The 19,123-nt window shown below is 41.8% G+C and carries 26 protein-coding genes and 3 pseudogenes; 15 read left to right on the top strand and 14 right to left on the bottom strand.

The window, feature by feature from the left end:
• Window positions 1–6: 6 nt before the first annotated feature.
• Entirely contained in the window at window positions 7–249 is a 243-nt protein-coding gene (locus tag ACYRY3_RS04235; protein ID WP_460200497.1) for a hypothetical protein, read from the bottom strand.
• A 183-nt stretch (window positions 250–432) separates the two neighbouring features.
• Here ACYRY3_RS04235 and ACYRY3_RS04230 point away from each other — a divergent pair, with 183 nt between their 5' ends.
• Window positions 433–1,005 carry a Uma2 family endonuclease gene (locus ACYRY3_RS04230; protein ID WP_460200496.1) on the top strand — a complete coding sequence of 191 codons (573 nt, stop codon included), beginning with the start codon at window positions 433–435 and terminating at the stop codon, window positions 1,003–1,005.
• Between the two features lie 132 nt (window positions 1,006–1,137).
• On the top strand, window positions 1,138–1,359 hold the full coding sequence (locus tag ACYRY3_RS04225) for a hypothetical protein (protein ID WP_460200495.1): 222 nt from the start codon (window positions 1,138–1,140) through the stop codon (window positions 1,357–1,359).
• Window positions 1,360–1,405: 46 nt separating this feature from the next.
• Here the strand turns inward: ACYRY3_RS04225 and ACYRY3_RS04220 are convergent, their stop codons facing one another.
• The 7 genes and pseudogenes from ACYRY3_RS04220 to ACYRY3_RS04190 all read right to left on the bottom strand — a co-directional run bounded on the left by ACYRY3_RS04220 (window position 1,406) and on the right by ACYRY3_RS04190 (window position 5,032).
• Entirely contained in the window at window positions 1,406–1,615 is a 210-nt protein-coding gene (locus tag ACYRY3_RS04220; RefSeq protein ID WP_460200494.1) for a DUF6887 family protein, read from the bottom strand.
• Entirely contained in the window at window positions 1,596–1,787 is a 192-nt protein-coding gene (locus ACYRY3_RS04215; protein ID WP_460200493.1) for a DUF6888 family protein, read from the bottom strand. Before ACYRY3_RS04215 ends, ACYRY3_RS04220 begins: the two co-directional genes overlap by 20 nt.
• 110 nt (window positions 1,788–1,897) lie before the next feature.
• Window positions 1,898–2,152, bottom strand: coding sequence for a hypothetical protein (locus ACYRY3_RS04210; protein ID WP_460200492.1), 255 nt, complete (start codon window positions 2,150–2,152; stop codon window positions 1,898–1,900).
• 180 nt (window positions 2,153–2,332) lie between these two features.
• Window positions 2,333–2,503 (bottom strand): hypothetical protein, encoded by a 171-nt coding sequence (locus tag ACYRY3_RS04205; RefSeq protein WP_460200491.1) that lies wholly within the window; start codon window positions 2,501–2,503, stop codon window positions 2,333–2,335.
• Window positions 2,504–2,505: 2 nt separating this feature from the next.
• Window positions 2,506–2,979: a type II toxin-antitoxin system VapC family toxin gene (locus ACYRY3_RS04200; protein WP_460200490.1), complete on the bottom strand. Its 474-nt coding sequence runs from the start codon at window positions 2,977–2,979 to the stop codon at window positions 2,506–2,508.
• Window positions 2,980–3,550: 571 nt separating this feature from the next.
• Window positions 3,551–3,730 (bottom strand): annotated as a pseudogene (locus ACYRY3_RS04195) (Uma2 family endonuclease); the annotation flags it as partial.
• A gap of 231 nt (window positions 3,731–3,961) precedes the next feature.
• Complete coding sequence (locus tag ACYRY3_RS04190; protein WP_460200489.1) at window positions 3,962–5,032, bottom strand: ABC transporter substrate-binding protein; 1,071 nt, start codon at window positions 5,030–5,032, stop codon at window positions 3,962–3,964.
• A 315-nt stretch (window positions 5,033–5,347) separates the two neighbouring features.
• Between ACYRY3_RS04190 and ACYRY3_RS04185 the strand changes: the two genes are divergently transcribed.
• The gene (locus tag ACYRY3_RS04185) at window positions 5,348–6,046 is read left to right on the top strand and encodes a class I SAM-dependent methyltransferase (RefSeq protein WP_460200488.1); all 699 of its coding nucleotides are present in this window, start codon (window positions 5,348–5,350) and stop codon (window positions 6,044–6,046) included.
• Window positions 6,047–6,382: 336 nt separating this feature from the next.
• Window positions 6,383–7,441, top strand: a complete 1,059-nt coding sequence (locus ACYRY3_RS04180) for a hypothetical protein (RefSeq protein ID WP_460200487.1) — start codon at window positions 6,383–6,385, stop codon at window positions 7,439–7,441.
• Window positions 7,442–7,631: 190 nt separating this feature from the next.
• Here the strand turns inward: ACYRY3_RS04180 and ACYRY3_RS04175 are convergent.
• Window positions 7,632–7,922, bottom strand: a pseudogene (locus tag ACYRY3_RS04175) (30S ribosomal protein S1); the annotation flags it as partial.
• On the opposite strand from ACYRY3_RS04175, the pseudogene ACYRY3_RS04170 reads away from it, so the two are divergent.
• The 3 genes and pseudogenes from ACYRY3_RS04170 to psaI form a co-directional block, all read left to right on the top strand.
• A pseudogene (locus tag ACYRY3_RS04170) lies at window positions 7,923–8,231 on the top strand (DNA methyltransferase); the annotation flags it as partial. It abuts the pseudogene before it with no gap.
• 163 nt (window positions 8,232–8,394) lie between these two features.
• The gene (locus ACYRY3_RS04165) at window positions 8,395–10,914 is read left to right on the top strand and encodes a hypothetical protein (protein WP_460200486.1); all 2,520 of its coding nucleotides are present in this window, start codon (window positions 8,395–8,397) and stop codon (window positions 10,912–10,914) included.
• A gap of 129 nt (window positions 10,915–11,043) precedes the next feature.
• Window positions 11,044–11,190, top strand: coding sequence for a photosystem I reaction center subunit VIII (gene psaI / locus ACYRY3_RS04160; RefSeq protein ID WP_460200485.1), 147 nt, complete (start codon window positions 11,044–11,046; stop codon window positions 11,188–11,190).
• 223 nt (window positions 11,191–11,413) lie between these two features.
• Here psaI and ACYRY3_RS04155 read toward each other — a convergent pair whose 3' ends face one another.
• From ACYRY3_RS04155 to psbF, 3 genes are all read right to left on the bottom strand, one after another.
• Window positions 11,414–11,533, bottom strand: a complete 120-nt coding sequence (locus ACYRY3_RS04155; RefSeq protein WP_015209608.1) for a photosystem II reaction center protein J — start codon at window positions 11,531–11,533, stop codon at window positions 11,414–11,416.
• Window positions 11,534–11,604: 71 nt separating this feature from the next.
• A complete protein-coding gene (locus ACYRY3_RS04150) occupies window positions 11,605–11,724 on the bottom strand; it encodes a photosystem II reaction center protein L (RefSeq protein WP_072040825.1) in 120 nt (39 codons plus the stop codon).
• 9 nt (window positions 11,725–11,733) lie between these two features.
• Window positions 11,734–11,862, bottom strand: a complete 129-nt coding sequence (gene psbF, locus ACYRY3_RS04145; protein WP_460200484.1) for a cytochrome b559 subunit beta — start codon at window positions 11,860–11,862, stop codon at window positions 11,734–11,736.
• 9 nt (window positions 11,863–11,871) lie between these two features.
• Here psbF and ACYRY3_RS04140 point away from each other — a divergent pair, with 9 nt between their 5' ends.
• The 8 genes from ACYRY3_RS04140 to ACYRY3_RS04105 all read left to right on the top strand — a co-directional run bounded on the left by ACYRY3_RS04140 (window position 11,872) and on the right by ACYRY3_RS04105 (window position 16,591).
• Window positions 11,872–12,981: a glycosyl transferase gene (locus tag ACYRY3_RS04140; RefSeq protein ID WP_460200483.1), complete on the top strand. Its 1,110-nt coding sequence runs from the start codon at window positions 11,872–11,874 to the stop codon at window positions 12,979–12,981.
• 76 nt (window positions 12,982–13,057) lie between these two features.
• Window positions 13,058–13,558: a hypothetical protein gene (locus tag ACYRY3_RS04135; RefSeq protein ID WP_460200482.1), complete on the top strand. Its 501-nt coding sequence runs from the start codon at window positions 13,058–13,060 to the stop codon at window positions 13,556–13,558.
• Entirely contained in the window at window positions 13,555–13,809 is a 255-nt protein-coding gene (locus ACYRY3_RS04130; RefSeq protein ID WP_460200481.1) for a hypothetical protein, read from the top strand. The genes ACYRY3_RS04135 and ACYRY3_RS04130 overlap by 4 nt, the downstream gene beginning before the upstream one ends.
• 26 nt (window positions 13,810–13,835) lie before the next feature.
• Complete coding sequence (locus tag ACYRY3_RS04125) at window positions 13,836–14,249, top strand: secondary thiamine-phosphate synthase enzyme YjbQ (protein ID WP_460200480.1); 414 nt, start codon at window positions 13,836–13,838, stop codon at window positions 14,247–14,249.
• Window positions 14,250–14,313: 64 nt separating this feature from the next.
• Window positions 14,314–14,478 carry a hypothetical protein gene (locus ACYRY3_RS04120; protein ID WP_460200479.1) on the top strand — a complete coding sequence of 55 codons (165 nt, stop codon included), beginning with the start codon at window positions 14,314–14,316 and terminating at the stop codon, window positions 14,476–14,478.
• A 95-nt stretch (window positions 14,479–14,573) separates the two neighbouring features.
• Complete coding sequence (locus ACYRY3_RS04115) at window positions 14,574–15,374, top strand: Nif3-like dinuclear metal center hexameric protein (protein ID WP_460200478.1); 801 nt, start codon at window positions 14,574–14,576, stop codon at window positions 15,372–15,374.
• 306 nt (window positions 15,375–15,680) lie between these two features.
• Complete coding sequence (locus ACYRY3_RS04110; protein ID WP_460200477.1) at window positions 15,681–15,938, top strand: hypothetical protein; 258 nt, start codon at window positions 15,681–15,683, stop codon at window positions 15,936–15,938.
• On the top strand, window positions 15,935–16,591 hold the full coding sequence (locus tag ACYRY3_RS04105) for a Na(+)/H(+) antiporter subunit B (RefSeq protein ID WP_460200476.1): 657 nt from the start codon (window positions 15,935–15,937) through the stop codon (window positions 16,589–16,591). The genes ACYRY3_RS04110 and ACYRY3_RS04105 overlap by 4 nt, the downstream gene beginning before the upstream one ends.
• 3 nt (window positions 16,592–16,594) lie before the next feature.
• Here the strand turns inward: ACYRY3_RS04105 and ACYRY3_RS04100 are convergent, their stop codons facing one another.
• Both ACYRY3_RS04100 and nblS read right to left on the bottom strand, forming a co-directional pair.
• Window positions 16,595–16,879 (bottom strand): hypothetical protein, encoded by a 285-nt coding sequence (locus ACYRY3_RS04100; RefSeq protein WP_460200475.1) that lies wholly within the window; start codon window positions 16,877–16,879, stop codon window positions 16,595–16,597.
• A gap of 164 nt (window positions 16,880–17,043) precedes the next feature.
• A complete protein-coding gene (nblS, locus tag ACYRY3_RS04095) occupies window positions 17,044–18,975 on the bottom strand; it encodes a two-component system sensor histidine kinase NblS (RefSeq protein ID WP_460200474.1) in 1,932 nt (643 codons plus the stop codon).
• Window positions 18,976–19,123 lie beyond the last annotated feature (148 nt).

The following is a 19,123-nucleotide window of genomic DNA, read 5'->3' as shown; positions in this document are numbered from 1 at the left end:
GTATAATCATTGCAAAACTTCCCAGTCCTCTGGAGCGACGGGTTCTGTGGGGTCATCATAACGGTATGGCTGTGTGTTGTGCAAAGGATAAGGATTTGTACTTAATTGGGATAACTGTTGGGCTTGCTGCTGTGGAATTTTAGTTTCCAGAATAATCACTTCCACCGCATCCCCAGCATGAAAAGGTAAACCCTGTAGCGTCAGAGTACCATCTTCAGTTAAAACGACTTCTATCTTGTGAGCATTCATATTTCGACCAGTAAGTAAGGTTTTCAGTCTAAGTTACAGTTGTAATCTAAAACAAATTTCTGGGCAAGTGCGATACGGCTTAAGCTGTTAAACTCCGTTTATCGCATTTCCTGTGCCTTATTAAGGTGCTATCGCACGGAAAAATAATATAATAAATTATGTATACCCCCTTACTGTAGGGATATGAATACTTTGACATTAAATTTAGACACCGTTCACTTGACTGACGAACAGTTCTATCAGTTATGTCAAAATAACCGGGAGTTACAGTTTGAACGCACATCCAGGGGAGAGTTGATTATTATGCCACCTGTGGGTGGAGAGAGTGGTAATCGAGAAGCTGATTTAATTATCGATTTGGGAGTTTGGAATCGGCAATCTGGTCTTGGTTATACTTTTAGTTCTTCTACTGTATTTAAGTTACCTAATGGGGCAAATCGTTCTCCGGATGCAGCTTGGATTCAAAAGGAACGTTGGGAAGCACTCACCCCGGAACAAAGACGCAAGTTTCCCCCGATTGCACCGGATTTTGTTGTAGAATTGAGGTCAGCTACAGATGATTTAGAAATGCTGCGCGATAAAATGCGGGAATATCTGGATGCTGGCGTAAAATTGGGATGGTTAATTAATCCCCAGCAGCAGCAAGTAGAAATTTATCGTCCTGGGGTTGATGTAGAGGTGCGAAATCTACTAACAGAATTATCTGGCGAAAATCTTTTGCCTGGATTTTGTTTGAGTTTATCGTCATATTTGTAGGTATCGGACTCCCAAATATCAGAACGACGATCTTCATTTTGCCTCAATATTTGTCTAAAAACTGCGATAGGCTCCGCCGACGCCTAAAGGCATATTTCCGCTAAAGCTTTCATGGAGAGTTGTAATTTAACGATGGCAAAGAATCTGAATGAAATCATGCAAAAACTGCCAAGCGATCGCGTCGAGAAAATCGAAGCACGAGCAGCTGAGTTAATTGCTAAATATATGACGCTCCAGGATATAAGACAATCTTGGGAGCTTACTCAAGAGCAGATGGCAGAAACCATAAGGGCGTTTTGGTTTTCCTCTCATACGCCATTGCGCTTGTATAGAAAGAGGAACTCTCGGAAGTGATTCTGGGAATTCCCGCACCGCGATAGTCGGGGAGGATGTCAAAAAATCAAGCATCGCTCACTCGTGCTTTGATCGGCTGCTCTAGTTGGTTGAGATCCTCCTCACTAAGTCCACCGCTTTGTCGAATTACACCAGGTTCATTGTGCAGTCGCGCCATATAGATCCGTAAAGCTTCTTCATCCTCACGGTGAGTAAGTACATAAGTTCTGAGTTCTTTTCGACTCATCTGTTGAAAGTCAGGCTTCAGTGTCATCATCAAACTCCCAGTGCCCGTTTCCTTTGATAGTGATACCGATTGTGTCGCCAGCCAAAATGTAAATTTCCTTACGCTTTTCGTCGTAGCGGAATAGGTGGATGTCGGTATAGAAGCTAGACAATGTTTGGCAGACTCCCATACAGACAAGCATTTGCTCGACAGTTGGTATCATTTTCGATCTACTTCTATCCCCAATAATTGTTTTTTAAGCTTGTCTGTATTATAATTCTACGTTAATATTGATTTACCTTGATACCTATGTAGTAGTGTTCCGGTTGAGATTTATGGCTGGTGACGACTTCTGCGTGCAGCGATCGCTTGCAACAAAAGACTCAAACCCCAACCAACAAATGCTCCCACAATACCAAAAATCAGGCTTAACACTACCGACAAAACGAAGGGATGTGGTAAAGATATAGTAAAAGGTAGCTGTATTGGGTTTAGTGGTTGTGGTTGAGGAATAATGTAAGGTGCTGTACTGACACCTATTTGTGCTGCACCCAAGCCAAAACCCAAGATTGCGATCGCTGTTTGCAAGTTCTCATTGCGTCTTTTGTCTGCTTCCTCTTTTTGGCGGAGAATTTCTTGGGTTGTGCGATCGCTTTCTAGCTACATGGTACAGGTCTGGTGATTCCTTCATCCGTACATCTGTCTACCAATGCATATGTATCCTAGAGCATTGACATCCAATGTACTTGTACGCAAATATACCATCTCCTACTGGACTGGTAGGCTAGGCTTCCTCAGAGGAGATGATATGATTTTTCTTCCACTCTTCTCTTGCTTCTTACGTAAGTCATTACAAATAGCTTGTAAATCGTAATTAAAAGATTTAGCGTGTTCTTCTCGAATCCTGTAAATTTCTTCGAGAACTTCATCCTTCAACATTTTTACTCTCCTATTAACTCATAAGGTGTACAAATAGTCGGTAGCTCATATCCAGCTTCAACACTGATTTGTGATAGTTTCTTTTGAATCTGGGCATTAGCAATGTGTCTACAGTTCCACGTTAACAGATAGTTCAAGCCATAAACTGTAGCTACCGCTATGTGAAGCGCATCGTCAGCAGCTTTGGGTGGAAGGTTACTTCTTGTCAGAAATTGTCCGGCTAAACTCTGGACAGCTTCATTGACTTCAAGTAATGGAAAGTCACGCACTATCTCAAGGCGTTTGGTTGCCATTTCTGCCTCGCCTCGTGCAACTTCATCCAAAACAATTTGAGAGATATAAAGAGTGAATTGGTCGCGGCGATTGTCCCACCATGCTTGCGTAATTTCCCGGTTGGCCATAAGGAGTAAATTATTGCTAGGTCGGGCTGTGAGATAGCCTAAGATGCTAGTTTCGATATAAACAGTTTCACTCATAGGGTTATGCAATTATCTATACATATTAGCCCTAGCCATCTACCGTCTGCAATACAGGGTAAGTTCGATGCCTAGAGCATCGGTACAGAAATCATAAATAACCTAGTTTTGTGTAGAGACGAGCCATGGCGCGTCTCTAAATTCACGAAATATCAAGGATTGCAGTAGAGAGAAAATGTGTGTTTTGCTTCTCTGCTTGACTACTGTACTGGCGCTCTAGAAGCAATAAGGATGTCAAACATGATGCCGAAGCGCAAAGTAAATTTATCCGCGAGTCGGGGAGATTTCTTTAACCGCAGTTATGGCATATCAAGCTACAGGCGAAACGCTTCCAGTCATAGGGATTTATACTTTACATATACACAGTTAAATGAGAGCGGAATTTCGCTTTAGCTGGCTCCAAGTCTACCTCTACCTCATCGAATAACCACCGATTCAGCTTGTTTTGCGAAAACTGCGGCAACATCAAGCGTTGAATTCTCATTTTTGGAATTGCGATAGCTTCGCTACTGCCTTCGGCAGATCGCTCACAACTTGATTATTTTTACTAATAACCGTAAAGATAAAGCCACTATGTCATAATATCGTCGAGTTTGAGTTGTAAATTTGGAAAGAGGGAAGAGGAAATAACATCTCCCAATCGATATTGTTGCTGCTGATATACGCCATTCATTAATTGACAGACTGTGAAGGTAGGTTGTTTTGGATTACCGATAAATTGCAAGCCACCTAAACCGCGAAAGTCTACAATACTAGAGTTACGGTTTAAATCACTAAATGGATTGACAATCTGTAAGGTATTTTCTGTCACTAACCAATGGCACAAAATGCTGCCCAATGCAGGGGTTGCTGAAAGGGTTTAGCGTTAGCGTCTAGTTGATGCAATTTGCGGCGTAAGTTAATTCTTAGAGGATGTCTGAGAAGTAAGAAAGCTCTCGTAACGGTATCCTGTCAGTAGAAAAAATACTTAAGTATGACAGCGTTAGATATTAGTTTTCATCCGTTTGCGGTTAATAGCATGGGCAACTGCTTGCCTAAAAGCCAGGTTATTAAACCACCGAGATTTGATTGGGTGTACAAAAGGTTGCCCTTTAGCATTACGTGCTTGATTGAGATTGAAACCAACAAATGAAAAACCACCAGTAAGCCCACCGTTATAAATAGTGTATTTTCCGCGTTTTTCCTCCTTCTTCAATAACCTAAATACCGATGGTGTTACATTTAAGTTATCCAGTTCTCCAGAGCGGAATTTGAGCAACTGGCTGTCAGTTGATGAAATAATTTGCCAAACAATGCGTTTAATATAAGGTAATTGATTTCCACTAGAATCATGTCGCCAGTAATAGGAGTTGCGTCGTAAGATAACTCTTTCAGATGGAATATAACTTTCTATCTTATAAGGTCCATTACTAATAATTTTTTCAGGAGGAGTGTTGGTTCCCCACATTGATAAAAATTGAGGATAACCATTAATATCATTGGTAAAAACAGAAGAGCTTAAAGCATGAGCAGGAAGAACTGCCAGTCTTTCTATGTTTCTTAAAAAAGGAGCAAAAGGTTCTGGTAAGATAAATCTAACCTGACGCTCGTTGAGTTTCTGTAACATTGGAAAAGCTTCTTTATCGCCAATACGCAGAAAATCTCTCCAAATAGTAGGAATTTTTTTGTTGAGGTAAATATCTCGATAAGTAAAGACAATATCATCTGCTGTCAAAGGTTTGCCATCTGACCACTTCAATCCCGGTCTCAGTGTAAAAGTAATTTGCTGGCGATCGCTAGAAATTGACCATTTCTCTGCCAATGCTGGCTCTAACTTATTAGTTACGGGGTTCTCATTAATCAATCCCCTATAAATAAAGGAAAAAATACCATAGGGAGAATCATTCATAGCATAATTAAAGCTAGGTGGATCGCTCAGAGAAACTAAAACTACTTGAGATACTTGCGCCGCTTTAGTTTTAAATTTTCCCGGATGGCAACTTGCTAGCAGAAAACAACAAGATAGTGATAGAATTACCAACAATTTTAAAGGTTTAAAAATAGTAGCAACCATCTTTGTTACCAAATAGACTCAAGCTTTCTAACCCTTTGTTGTGTCGCCAACTGTCTCAATGTACTACCGTCTGGTTTTGGCGACCGATTTTTTTCCATACCTATGATGCTCCCTCTCTGATGTCAAACTTGTCAATACCCCTCAACTGAATCCTGACAATTATTCATCTCTTACCTTGTAACAATTTTACGTTTCATGTTTGAGGTTCTTGGTTTATTATTTATATTATCTATTCTAAAAGCAACATTATAAGATTTAAATACAGGCTTAAAATATGTAAAATATTAATTGTATAAATGATATACACAATGACAAATGACAATAACACAATTTTCCGATAATTTTATAAGTCTGTGGTTAGAAGACAGCCAACACATTAGAGAACGCTATTCTGAACTAGTTGCCAAAGAGGGGCTAACATCAGCAAGAAGTATCGGAGAAAGAACCGAAGAAAGAGACTTTCGATTTTTCGAGCGGCTTTTTGAACAAGTTTCGATTCAGTCTAATTATTCAATACTAGATATAGGTTGTGGCAAAGGAGAACTGCGGGATTACTTGTCACTCCGTTTTCCTAACATGAGTTACTCTAAGTATCTTGGAATTGATATTGTCCCAACTTTCATATCCACAAACCAACAAAAAATCCCCTCAACAGAATTCCAATTAGTTAACTTTATCGACCCCTCTTTTAAACCAGAAAATAAATTTGATATTGTTTTAGCGCTAGGGCTTTTAGTAACCAGAGTTCGACACTACGAATCTTTCGTAGAATATTTTGTAAAGAAAATGGTTAAGTGCGCTAAAAAATATGTTCTCTTTAATGTTATTTCTTATATTGAGCCATCTTCCTCTAATTACTCAGATCCGAAGGGAGTTGGTCACTCCACAATCCTTAACACCAATATTTTGCAATCAATTGTAGACAGTATCTGCTGTTACAACTGCAGACTGGAACCTTACAACATTTTCCCGGATGCAACTGACCTTTTCGTACAAATACAGTTAGAACGTTGAACAAGCTTGTCGAGCGAGTTCAAAGACAGTTTGCACTAACTTACAGCAGATTGCAACGCGGAGGAGGTACAGATTGTTGTAAGGGCGTAAGTCCTGCGGACAGGCTCCGTCAACGCGTTCGCGAAGCGTGTGCCTTGCACATAGCGTGCCGACGCTCCTAGGCATACAACCGTTCGCCCCTACGGGTGTACTTCGTTTACCTGAAATATGCTGTATCTCAATCAAGTGGCTTGGAAATATGGTGTACTACACCTCATTGTTACAAGGTATTAAATGGTGGGGTGCAAGTTTTGGAACCCCATAAAGTACCATCATAATGGTACTAAATTTCTAAGTATGGCTCCTCGCAAACGAAAAAAATCTGAAAACGAAAATCCGGATATTCAAGAGTCTCATCCTCAAGAAGCCACGGTAGATTCCCCACCCCAAGTTTCAGATTCAAAATCCCAAATAACAGCCACTGCCTGTAGCGAAGACACGCAAATAGAAAAGACAATTGTCAGCGTCCATCAGCCTCCGCCTGCTGTTCAAAATTCCAAATCAATCGACCCAAATCTCAGCTTGCTTGCACGGGAAATTGAAAAGCAAAACTCCAATCTATCGGTTTTAGCAGCCCGTGAATTTCGCTACCAATTACAACAAACGCTAGTGGAGGTGATGATTAGCGAGCCGCGTAAGTTTAATGTTTTGGAGGAATTTATCCTGCGTGCAAGTCTTGAGTTTACACCTTCTCCAACAGTTAAGGAATTAGCGAGTGTACTTGGGTTAGACCAAATATTTGTGCAACATACTGCTGAAAATCTAGAAAGTTTTAAAAGCTTGCAAGTTTTATCAACAGGGGAAATTAAAATAACATCCCAAGGACAAGAATTTTACAAACGGGGAAATATCTCCTTACCACCCCAAAGTAAACAAATTTATGCGATCGCTGACCCTTGTCAGGAAAATTTGACTTTTCAGTTTGAAGCTTTGCCAGAAGGAATTGTAGATTTACCTAACTTAGAAGAATTGGCTCCTCTTGAAAATAATCTTCCCAATATCCAGGCTTTAGCAGTTGCAGATATTCAGCAACTCATTCAGAAGTCAGGGCTTGGTCTCCACGTTCCCGAAGATGGCAAAATTCTCACTAACTTTCAGGCGATCGCAAAACCTCAAATCTGTTGGCGGACTCTCTCTATTTTTGTCTTACTTGATATTAAGGAAAACAAGCGTATTCTTCAAGTCAGACAAGACAAGCAAGTTTTAGAAAAAGCAACAAACTGGCTGACAGAATTACACGCCCAACAAAAATTGAATTTAAATGAATTGTGTCAACTTTCAGAAGAAAACACCTCTTCTCTTGAGCCAACACCAAAAGTTAAACGTAAAACAACGAGAAAAAAGCAACAGAGTTAATAGTTAGTAGTTAGTAGGAATAAATAAATGAAGTATACCGGTAGGGGCGAACGGTTGTTCGCCCTGACAATTTAGCACCCCAATTCTTTACACAGGTGAAATGTCCGTTACAAAAAAAGAGGGGCTTTCCCTCTTTTTCAAGCAATTTCATCTTCTTAAACGCTGTTTAAAATCACAACGAAAAAACGGATTACTCTTCAATCGCTGCTGGTATTTCCTCTTCGATTGCTGTTGGTATTTCCTCAGCAATGACAATCTCTTCCTCAGCAACGGGTGCAGCAGCTTGTTGGCCTTGCTGTTTAGCCAATAGTTGTTCCCGATATCTAGCAGCCATTTCTTCTGCTTTGTCATAAACCAGATCGCGATTCTTAATCATGTCGCCTGGTTCGGGTTCCAACTGTTTGGTAGATAGTGAAATACGACCGCGTTCTGCATCTAAATCAATGATCATGACTTTCACTTCATCATTGACATTAAACACGAAGAAGGTTTTAAACCACATCCTGCAAGGTTCCCTCAAGCGTTGCCAGAGTTTGTTATTAATCTTTGTACAGAACCAGGGGATATTGTTTTAGAACCATTTGCTGGTTCTAACATGACAGGTCGAGTTGCGGAAACTTTACAAAGACGGTGGTTAGCTTTTGAGATTGATGAGGATTACATCAGAAGCTCAAAACTGAGATTTGAAGAAAATGCGCCTTTGGTTGTTGAACCTCCAGCAGATTTAACAACTGTTACGCCAGAAAATTCCGAGCAAAATGACCAGATCTTGCAGTTAGGGCTGTTATGAACTACCTCATTTTACCTGGCTGAAAAGCGGATAACTTGCATTTTACAAAAATCTTGTACATCCTTAGGATAAAAAATAACACTTTAGGCGGTGCATTGAGCTAAACTGTCAAGCAATATCCTGCAAGTCATACGAGAGCGCTCTACAGTCTGAGACACTCACAATGGAAAACTGGCAATTTCTCATACAGCAACAGGGCGATCGCTCTTGGCGTCCTTTGGAATCGCCAAACGAGGAAATTATAGAGGGGCGATATCGCGTTGTCGCTCGCTCTAGCCGTGCCAACATGGATGTGGAGGTACGGATCGTTCATACCTCGACTTTGGAAATGCCACCCAAGCGGCGAATCCAAAGGCGAACGCGTCGCACAAACGCAGAGGGTTTAATGGCGGTTATTCCTTATACCTACCTCAAACCGGGAATTTGGGAGTTGCGTTGTTCCAGCGATCTCGTATCGGATGTTCTCGGTACACCTTGGCAGCAGAGTGTTCGGTTACAAGTTCTACCTAAGGTCACCATCACACAGGGGGAACAGGAAAACGAAAACAAGGAGGTACTTGCTGCTGAAAGTCAGATTGAAAACGAAGAAGAAATTATTGCACAACCCGTCAATCCGGTATGGCTAAAAGGAGAAACAGCAGAGCAAATAGTCAACCATTTGATTGAGTTAGCTATACCTGATTCGGAGCAAGTATTAGAGGATGAAAAAGCGGTTGCGGATTCTCCAGAATCTGTGCCGGATTGTCCCCTAGCACTGACACTAGACAAGGAAATTTATACTGTGTCTTGGGGTGAAAATATCACAATTAATGGTTCTGTAAAGTTAAAAGAAACAGAAGCTAGAGAAAATATTGAAAAAATTTATAGTGGTGAAATTCGAGTAGAACTACACTCACCGCAAGGTTCTGAATTAATCAGAAGAGTACGACAGTCTTTACCAGAAAAGTTAATTCCCTTTAATATTAGATGTTCGGTAGAGATTCCTACTGAATGTGCATCTAAACTTATTTTGGCAGATGTCAGTTTGTATGGGACAATTTCGGTTGGAGGTGACACTCTACTGTTAGCAAGAGAGTCTTTTACAATTGCGGCAGATGTAGCAGAGTTACTGGCAATCAGCACTACAGCTAATCAGAGTACAACGGATATTGTAGAAGATACACAAGCGCAATCAGCGTTAACTATTACTTCAGATACAAAAAAGTCGAATATAACTCTAGATTTGGAACTTTTTAATCTAGTAAAAACAGCAAAGACTTCTCAGCCTGTTATTGCAAATCCCGTAGTCACAAAAACTTTACCACCCAGTATTAAGAGGCGTTCCCTTCGTCAATCGGCACCTCAATTACCAACCGTTTCTCAAAGACAAAATCAACAGATTGCCTCTAGTGTTGTTGTTCCTGCATTGCCAAGTGCAGATAAAGAGGATTCTTTGACTGCTATTGGTCAAACAAGGAGCAGAGGCACTACTTTTCCTTATCTTAGACGAATCACAGTTATTTCAGATGATAAACAAAAAGTTGAGGGCAAACCAATAGAGTTATTCAACTTTCAACCGCCCATTCATAACCAGCAAATCTTAACTGAAACTCACAATGAGGATTTTTCTCAGTTAGAGGTAGGAAAAACACAATTTCAAGATGAATCTCTTATTCAGGATTTATCTGAATCAGCAGAGCGAGATACACAGCCCCAAGTAGAACCTTTGAATGATTCATCTCAATTAGTAGTAGAAAAAAGGCAATCTCAGGAGCAAGTGTATTCTAACTTGGTTCCTCCATCTAATGCTGAGTTAATAGTCATAGGTGATAGTTTTACATCTCCCCTAATTAAAAAGTGGATGCAAACTCAAGGGTATTCTATACCCGAGCCTATCAATTTACAAGACCAAGACCAAGACTACGATATCACGACTGTCCCTGTAGAAGCGATCTGCTCGGAGAGCAGGAGCGAAGCTATCGCAGTGACCCAGGAACAAGAGAAGGTTGAGAATCAAGCAACGGGTACCGAGACACAGGAACAAGGGGACGCGGAAAATCAAGCAACGGGTACCGAGACACAGGAGCAGGTAGCAATAGATTCTGTAGCGGATGTAGTGGATGTAGCAGATGAGTTACCTGCTAGTCCTACAGATAGCCCGTCTGTTGCGACTTTCCAGTATGGCAAAACACCATCAATGTGGTTAGCGCAGGAAATTGTGGTAGATGATGATACTTTTGATGAACCGTTAGCTGATACCTCTATCCCCAACCCTTCACAAGAGGAGGAACAAACAGGAGTGACACCCACTTTGTTACCAAGTACTTTGGTTATAGCAGAACCGCTACCAGTTCCCCAGTTGTTTTTACCAAAAGGCGAGCTGATTTCTGGGAAATCTATTATGGTACGCGTGCAACTATCCGAACGACGCCCTGAATTAGCTGTGAAACTTTGGGTGGAGGATTGCCAAACTCGCGTGTTAATAGATGGTCCCCGTTGGTTGACAAATTTGCTTCCTCTGATTTCTCCTGGAATGGAGGAATTAGTTCAGATTAACGTTCCTTTTGGCTGTTTGGAAATTCGCGTGGAAGCGATCGCAGTAGACATGGCTACCCAACAGGAAAGTGACAAAGTGTCCATCCAACGGGCTGTTGTCCCTCCAGACTTACCTACTTTGCTTCCGGATGAACTTTTGGGAATTTGAGTAGGAGCGTCCTCTCCCTCCCACACCCAGGGCTCATTTATTTCTTGGAAATCCCCTAACTAAGAACTCCTTTTGTTAAAAATCTTTAGAATAAAAAGAATCAAGGCAAAATTTACAGTAAGCTCCTAAATGAATTGTTGCTTAATGATAAGAGGAATCTTTATGTACGCAGCTTCATTCTTGCCTTCCATTCTCGTTCCCCTAACCTGTTTGGTTACACCAGCTGTAGTATCGGCGTTTATGTTGTTATACATTGAACGTGACGATATTGGCTAGATTGGTTAGTAGTTATTAGTGAGTTGTTAGTAGTTGACAGTATCCGCTATACGGTGTCTCTACTAACAATTAACCCATCAATAAAACCGTCCATCTTCATCAAGTGGGCGGTTTTAGACTGACTATTTTTTAACTCATTATTCAACTATTAACTAATAGCTAATAACTAATTGCGCTTTCCCATTGGCAATTAGCTATTAGCTATTTCGCATTCGGTTTACTACTAGATGGAAGAACCGAGACCTGCGTAGGCTCCGTAGAAGAAAATGCCTACAACCGTAATTACGCCTAACCCTGCGATTGTTGCGACAACCCAGAGGGGTATTCTGCCACTTCCAGACACTGCCTTTTCCTCCCTTAACTAATCAACGTCACCAGTTAAAAATCTACAAAAATGGATAACCGCTGTTCCAGTTAGTTAAAGAAGTAACTGGAAAACAGAATCCCTAAAACGAATACAAGTAATAGTCCCAGATACAATGAGGTTCGGTTTAACTCAACCGGCTGATTGTTGGGATTGGTATTTCTGTCCATAATTTTCTCCTAGCGTTGAATAAACTGCATCGCAGCGATCGCACCCAAAAAGAATACAGTTGGTACAGCTAGGGTGTGAACAGCAAGCCATCTAACCGTAAAAATTGGATAGGTCAAATGACAAATGACAAATGACACATAACTAAAATGGAAAGACCTACTTTATACATTGCAATTACCAATCACGGATTCGGGCATGCAACCCGCACAGCATCCGTAGCTGCCACAATTCAGAAGCTATGTCCGGAAGTTCTTCTCATTATGGTGACAACAGCGCCACGCTGGCTGCTAGAGTGCTACATAGAAGGCGATTTTATCCAGCGCCCCCGTGGGCTTGATTTGGGTGTCGTTCAGGCAGATAGCTTGAGAATGGATAAAGATGCCACTTTAGAGAAATTGCTGGAAATTAAGAAAAACCAGAATTCCATCGTTGCTTCTGAAGTGAATTTTATCCGCCAGAATCGCGTACATCTTGTCTTGGCAGATGTTCCGTTCCTAGCGAGTGAAATAGCTAAAGCATCTGGTATACCTTGTTGGACGATGAGTAACTTTGGATGGGATTTTGTTTACCGAGATTGGGGCGGAAGCTTTACAGGCATTGCTGATTGGATAAGTGATTGCTACTCAAAGTGCGATCGCCTCTACCGTCTGCCTTTCTATGAACCGATGAATGCTTTCAAAAATATCATAGATGTGGGATTAACGGGCGGTACTCCCCGTCATACTTCAGAGGCAATTCGTTCCACGTGGGGAATCACAGCCCCAAAAGAAAAGACTATCCTACTGACTTTTGGCGGTTTGGGCTTGCAGCAAATTCCTTATGACAACCTGCAACAGTTCCCTGATTGGCAATTTATTACCTTTGATAAATTTGCCCCCCAAATGCCCAATGTCATACCGGTGACCGACCAGAAGTACCGTCCTGTAGATTTTATGCCTGTTTGCGGACGAGTTGTTTCTAAACCGGGCTTCAGTACCTTTGCAGAAGCCACAAAATTGGGATTACCCATTGTTTCAGTTACCCGCGATGACTTTGCGGAGGCAGCTTGTTTATTGGATGGTATTTCTAATTACAATCCCCATCAAATACTAACCCCATCTGAATTTTTCCAAGGAAATTGGGATTTTCTCAATCATCCACCTCAACCACCAAAGCAATCTCAGCCCGTTGCCAAGGATGGGAATGAAACTATAGCTCATGATGTCATTAACTATTTACAACGTGAGAACGGTTTAGAGTGTAAGGAACCCAATTAAAAAATCAGCTTGCGGTCGCAGGGTGCTAAGTTTGTCAAGTATTTTTACACAGGTATATGTATTCCAAAGTTTTTTCATGGAATCACAAAATCTATATTCCCTGACGTTGAGCTTAGCCTCCCAAGACGTGCGTCGGGTTTTAGACAAGCAAAAGGAGGAACGGCAAATTTTGCTCACTCAGACGAATATTTTATTTGTAGCAAACAGCGCACTGCTGAGCGTGCTCACTATTGCCCGACTGCTCTCGGTATATAGCCTCTTCAGTGTTATGGAGGTGGTATTATTCTCAGTAAACTTCACCCTGTTAGTAAATGCTTTACTGCCGCGTCAATTCGTTATTTCACCCAATCCAGAAAACGAAGTATTCCTAGAAACATATTTGGCAATGCCACCAGAAGAATATCAGTTACAGATGCTGGTTAACTTGGTAGAGACATATAATGCTAACAAGCAGCCATTGAATGACATTTCTCAATCTTTGTTCTATGCTGCTGGTGTGACTTGGGGACTTGCCTTAGTTGCTTTGCTACACGTGGTAGCTGTCTATTTTATACCCAATTTGCAGCAACATTTATGAGTTCATTTCCACAATTTAACAATCGAGAGTCAGAGTCCAAAGTGAAAAGCTTGCGTTTGCCAAAACCAGATCCAGCAAACATCACAGTGCTAACCCCTAACTTACCCAACAAGCCCATTCTTCCGTGGACTCATTTTGATTCTCCTTGGCTTGATAGTCACCTCCATGACTCAGAAGAACCAGAGAACCAAGAATCAACAGTCGATAATCAAGAGTCAAGCCACCCTCAATCAAGTACTAATGATAAGTAGGCAATGACTAATCACTAATTTTAAAGATGCCCCATTACCAAAAGCTACTGAGAATTTCTACCACTGGTAAATCTTTACACAACATCACTTCAAAAATTGAAGCCATTGTTGCCGAATCAGGAGTTGAAACAGGTTTGTGTACCTTGTTTTTGCGCCATACCTCAGCCAGTTTGGTCATTCAAGAAAACGCCGACCCTGATGTACTTAAGGATTTGGAAAACTTTATGGCAAAACTCGTGCCAGAATCCGCAAACTACATCCATGATGCCGAAGGTCCCGATGATATGCCAGCACATATCCGCACAACCCTCACCCGCAGTTCAGAAAACATACCCATAAATAACGGTCATTTGGTATTGGGAACTTGGCAAGGAATCTATCTGTGGGAACACAGACAAAGAAGCCATGTGAGAGAGTTAGTTGTTCACGTATTTGGTTAAGTTTCAATGAGCGACCCATGAACGGTAACCATTAATTCATTCTTTCCAAAAACTAGATGATATCTTGAGCCAGTATGCTATCCAACCTTTGTCATTGAATCCGCGCAAGACTTTAGCTACTAGTTTTGCAAAACTGGGAAATGCGATCGTTAAAAACACTGCTGATATTACACTCATAAGTTCCATAACGGATACATTAGAACTATATATTCCACAAAATGACACTTAGCCCAAATTGACGGTGAACAAACCAACTGCCGATGGCAAGCATCCATCAATTTATTTTTTATCCTTTATCCTTCATCCTTTCTTTATCCCTTTTTGATGAAAATTGCTGATTTAATTGCTTGGTTTGAACAATGGGCAAATCCAGCTTGGCAAGAAAGCTGGGACAACTGCGGCTGGCAAGTTGAACCTGGGGTATTGCAGGAAAGCGCACGGGTTCTAGTTTGCTTGACACCAACTTTAGCAGTCATGCAAGAAGCACTTGCTTTGCGTAGTGCTGGGAACCCCGTGAATCTGATTTTTGCCCACCATCCCCTAATTTTTACTCCACCTAAGTCGTTACGTGTTGGCAACGCTGTCAGTGAAATGGTGCGGCTGGCATTTATTCACAATATTGGTATTTACAGCGCCCATACTAACTTCGATCAAGTAGAAAATGGAACTGCCGATGTTTTGGCTCAAATTTTAGAACTTCAGGAAGTCTCGCCCATAGTCACAACTCAACCCAATCTGGGTTATGGACGTGTTGGAGATCTAAATCCATCCCTCAGTTTGGGCAATTTGCTCAAAACAATTCAATCTAGACTCGCGCCACCTCACCTGATTTTCTCTCCCACAGCTGATTTAGAGCAGGCAATTTCACGAGTTGCTGTTTTGGGCGGTTCGGGCGCAAGTTTTATTTCGGCAGTTCTCAAAACAGGTGCCCAAGTTTATTTGACTTCTGATTGTAAATTTCATCAATTTCAGGAAAGCCGCGATCGCGATCTTATTTTAATTGATGCCGGACATTACGCTACCGAGCGTCCCGCATGCGATCGCTTGGTGCAAAAGTTCCAATCTTTACACTTAGACTGGGTGCAGTTGAGTCACAAGGATGAGGATTTCCGCTCATTTCTTTGATAAACAAAGGTTACAAGATAAAATTGTGCGGAGAACCGTACAATCCGGCACATATTAGTGTATAATTTAATAGTTCAAATATCAAACAAAATTCCGTGTAAGACCTCTAGCACCCGATATCCATTGTCAATGAAAAAGAGTTTAGGCTAAAGTTTACATAAGATGAATAAATTATGAAGATATTGTGATTTTAATCACAAGAAAGCTAAAGTGACAATCACACAGTAAATTGATCCATATCAGACTAAAGGGGGTTGAAATGTTTCACAGTGGAGGAAAGAAATTGGCAACTATGCTCTAATCGACATGATCCGCGCACTCGTTGAATCTGCTTTCCAAACCGGATGTCTTAGTGTTGAATTGATGGACAAAGAAGTCCATGCAACCTGTGCCCAACTGGAACACGGCGATCGCGACGGCGCATTGTATGGGGACGAAAAACAACCCTATCACACCACAACCAGGGTTCGACGCATCTATGACATCATGCAAAACGAACTTTCGTCACCTGCGACAATCCTGACTTATACAAGTACAACAGATTCAGGGGAGGAGCATAAATGAAATGGGTCTACATTGCAGCCGGGATAGCGCTGTGCATCAAAATCCTCATCATGCCCAATCCAGCACCAGACTTAACGGATATTGTTGAAGCGGTTGTAAAAGATAGTGGGGTACCTAATGCAGTTACGGCTATCATTCTCAGAAATCGGCTGTATGACACTATCTTTGAAGTAGTTGTATTTACGATCGCAATTATGGGTGCCTACTTTCTGCTGGCGAATGAAAGACCGTCCTGCTCGATCTATCAATTTAAAGATCAACCATCCATTATTCTGGCGCGTTTGGGAGCGACCATTTCCGCGTTAGTAAGTATTGAGCTAGCTATTCGGGGGCATCTCAGTCCGGGTGGTGGTTTTGCTGCGGGAGTGGCGGGTGGAACGGCGATCGGGCTGATTGCGATTACTTCATCAACTGAATGGATGCAAAGCATATACCAGCGTTGGCACGCCGCTACATGGGAAAAAGTTTCGGTTCTTGTTTTCGTTGTACTGGCGGTTATTACTCTGGCTGGGGTAGAGTTACCACACGGAGAGTTGGGCACACTTATCAGTGGTGGAGTTATCCCCGTGCTCAATATCCTGGTTGCAGTCAAAGTCGCGTTAGGGTCGTGGGCAGTGGTTTTGGTTTTTATTCGTTACCGAGGATTGTTGTAATACCTAATAGCGAGTCCAAGCTACCTTGCACCCTACACCAACTCGAAAGTCGTAAGCACACTCTGCACTAGACATCGTTTGAGTCTGCAGATCTTTAAATGAGCAAGTGACATAACCGTTAGAATCACTGTCTTGACCAGAACAATCAACAACAGTCAATTTCGACTTTTGTGCATACTTTTCAGCTTGGGAAAGTGCGTTAGCCTGAATCTGCTGGGGAGTAAGACTGCAACCGAGAAGGCAAAGTAACATTGAAGCTACTGGAAGATGAAACAATCGAGTTTTCATTGCAATCTTTTGATAAGCACAACATCTACACTAGAAAATCAAAAATCACCAGTAACCAACAAAATTATGAAAGTATCCCACATTACTCTCATAAATTTTACTGATGGTTAATATAAGTAAGAGATCTGCCGCTATGCTGTAGCGAAGCTATCGCTTTAAAGTTCTCAAACTACGGATGACAATTTTGGAAAATGAGATGCCTCTTCTTCATAGACTGCTAAGTCGAACCAAAAAGTGGTTCCAACTCCAACTTCACTCACCAAATAAACTCTACTGTGGTGCTTTTCAATGATATTTCTAACAATTGATAAACCCAAACCAGTGCCTTCCAAGGTATGAACGCGATTTTCCACGCGGAAGAAGCGGTCAAAAATTGCATCTTGATCTTCTGGGGCAATGCCAATGCCAGTATCGGAAATTTCAACCCGCACTAGAGATGTACGACGATCGCTTGAATTGGGCTGTGAGTCGAGTTGATAGGCACGGAGTGCGACTTTCCCACCTGCTTTGGTAAACTTCAGGGCATTCCCAATCAGATTCGCCAACACCTGCAGCAACAGATCGTAGTTACCGACAACTAGAGGTAACCTAGGAGAAATTTCCTGAATCAGTTCAATGCCTTTATCTTTGGCATTCAGTTGGTAAGTACGCAGTGTTTGCTCGATAGCTTGTGTCAAATCTACTCCATCAAGATGATACCTGCGACCTGATTCCAGTTTAGACAAATCTAAAACATCGTTTACGAGGCGGGTTAGCCTATCAGTTTCGTGATTAACTGTTTCTAAAAATTCCCGACGTTCCACTGAGCTTAACTCTTCACCGTATTCGTGCAACGTCTCAATAAAGGATTTAATGTTAAACAGGGGGGTTCGCAACTCATGGGACACGTTGCTAATAAATTGGCTTTTTGCCTCGTTCAATTCTACTTCACGGGTAATATCCTGTACGGTAATAGCAATACCTTTAATACTTTCCCTCTGCTGGTTAACAACCGTTGTCAAGAGAATGCGGAGGGTTCTTTTTGTGGGTTGATTTAGTGGAATACGGAATTCCGCGCTTTCACATTCCCCTGCTGCCATTTCATACAAGGGACGGGTAATTTCTATTTCTATTGCTGACGGCAAGTAACGCAAAACATTTTCTCCTACCACCTCAGTGCCTTCCCAGTTAAAAATCCTCCTGGCTGTGGGATTTACTAAAATGACCTGCATATTGTTATCAATCAGGACTGCACCATCGGCTATGGTAGAAACCAATGTTTCCAGCTTGGCTTTTTCTGCTGTGAGTTCTTCAATATTTTGTTCTTCGTAGCGCTCCAAGCGTTCTGCCATTTCATTAAAATTGAGAATTAATTCCCCTAGTTCACCTCCAAGTGGAAGGTCAATACGCTGTTTGAAATTTCCCGCAGCAATTTGTTTCACACCTACGAGTAGTTCTTTAATGGGTTTGGTGATGGTCAAAGCGTTAATCACGCCTCCCAAAATCACCATTACCCAAATTGAGATGAAAACAGCAATGGTGACATCGCGGGTGAAGTTTGTGGAGATTGCTGCGGCTGGGTTGGGGTTGATACCAATCGCCATTACCCCCAAGTATTTGCCATCCACTGTCAGCGGCACAAACACATCAGTGACTTCTCCATCTGGCGATCTATGCTGTCGCACCATCGGCTTGTCAGCATCAGCCGCGTAATCATCTGGCAGTTGTATTCGCCGTTTGATAGTGAGGGAGGTTTCCACTTCTGGTTCCCAAAAGGGAATGCCGAAAAAGATTTTTCCCGTTTCATCAGCGTACAGCATATAACGCACGCTGGAAGTGCTGCTGTAGAAGCGTTGAGAAAATTGTGCGACCTCAGTGAGATTGCGTTCGGCAATGAGTGGGGCAACGTTAGCAGCTAGTAACAGTCCGAGATCGCGTCCAAAGCGGGTATCGTTGAGACGCGCATCTTGCTGAATCGTATTCACTGCCCAGAAGGTCAAACCACTCATCACCAAAGATACGACTAAAGTGGCAGCAGCCAAAAGCTTGGTCTGAAGCGTGAACTCCGACCACCAATTTACAATTGCTTCTTTGATTGTTTTGAAAATAGCCAGCATCTTAAAAAGTTATTAATGGTGATGACATCCAGCGTACTAAAACAGTTTAAACTCTGTTTCATACCTATCAGGGTTTGACTTTTTTGGCGGGGTCTATTTCTGTTTTCATACTTCTGTGGCATGAAAACAACCCCAATATCTAAAAATT

Source organism: Scytonema sp. NUACC21 (assembly GCF_054684315.1).
The sequence above is the reverse complement of the archived record's forward strand: the minus strand, read 5'-3'. Positions and strand labels throughout refer to the sequence as shown.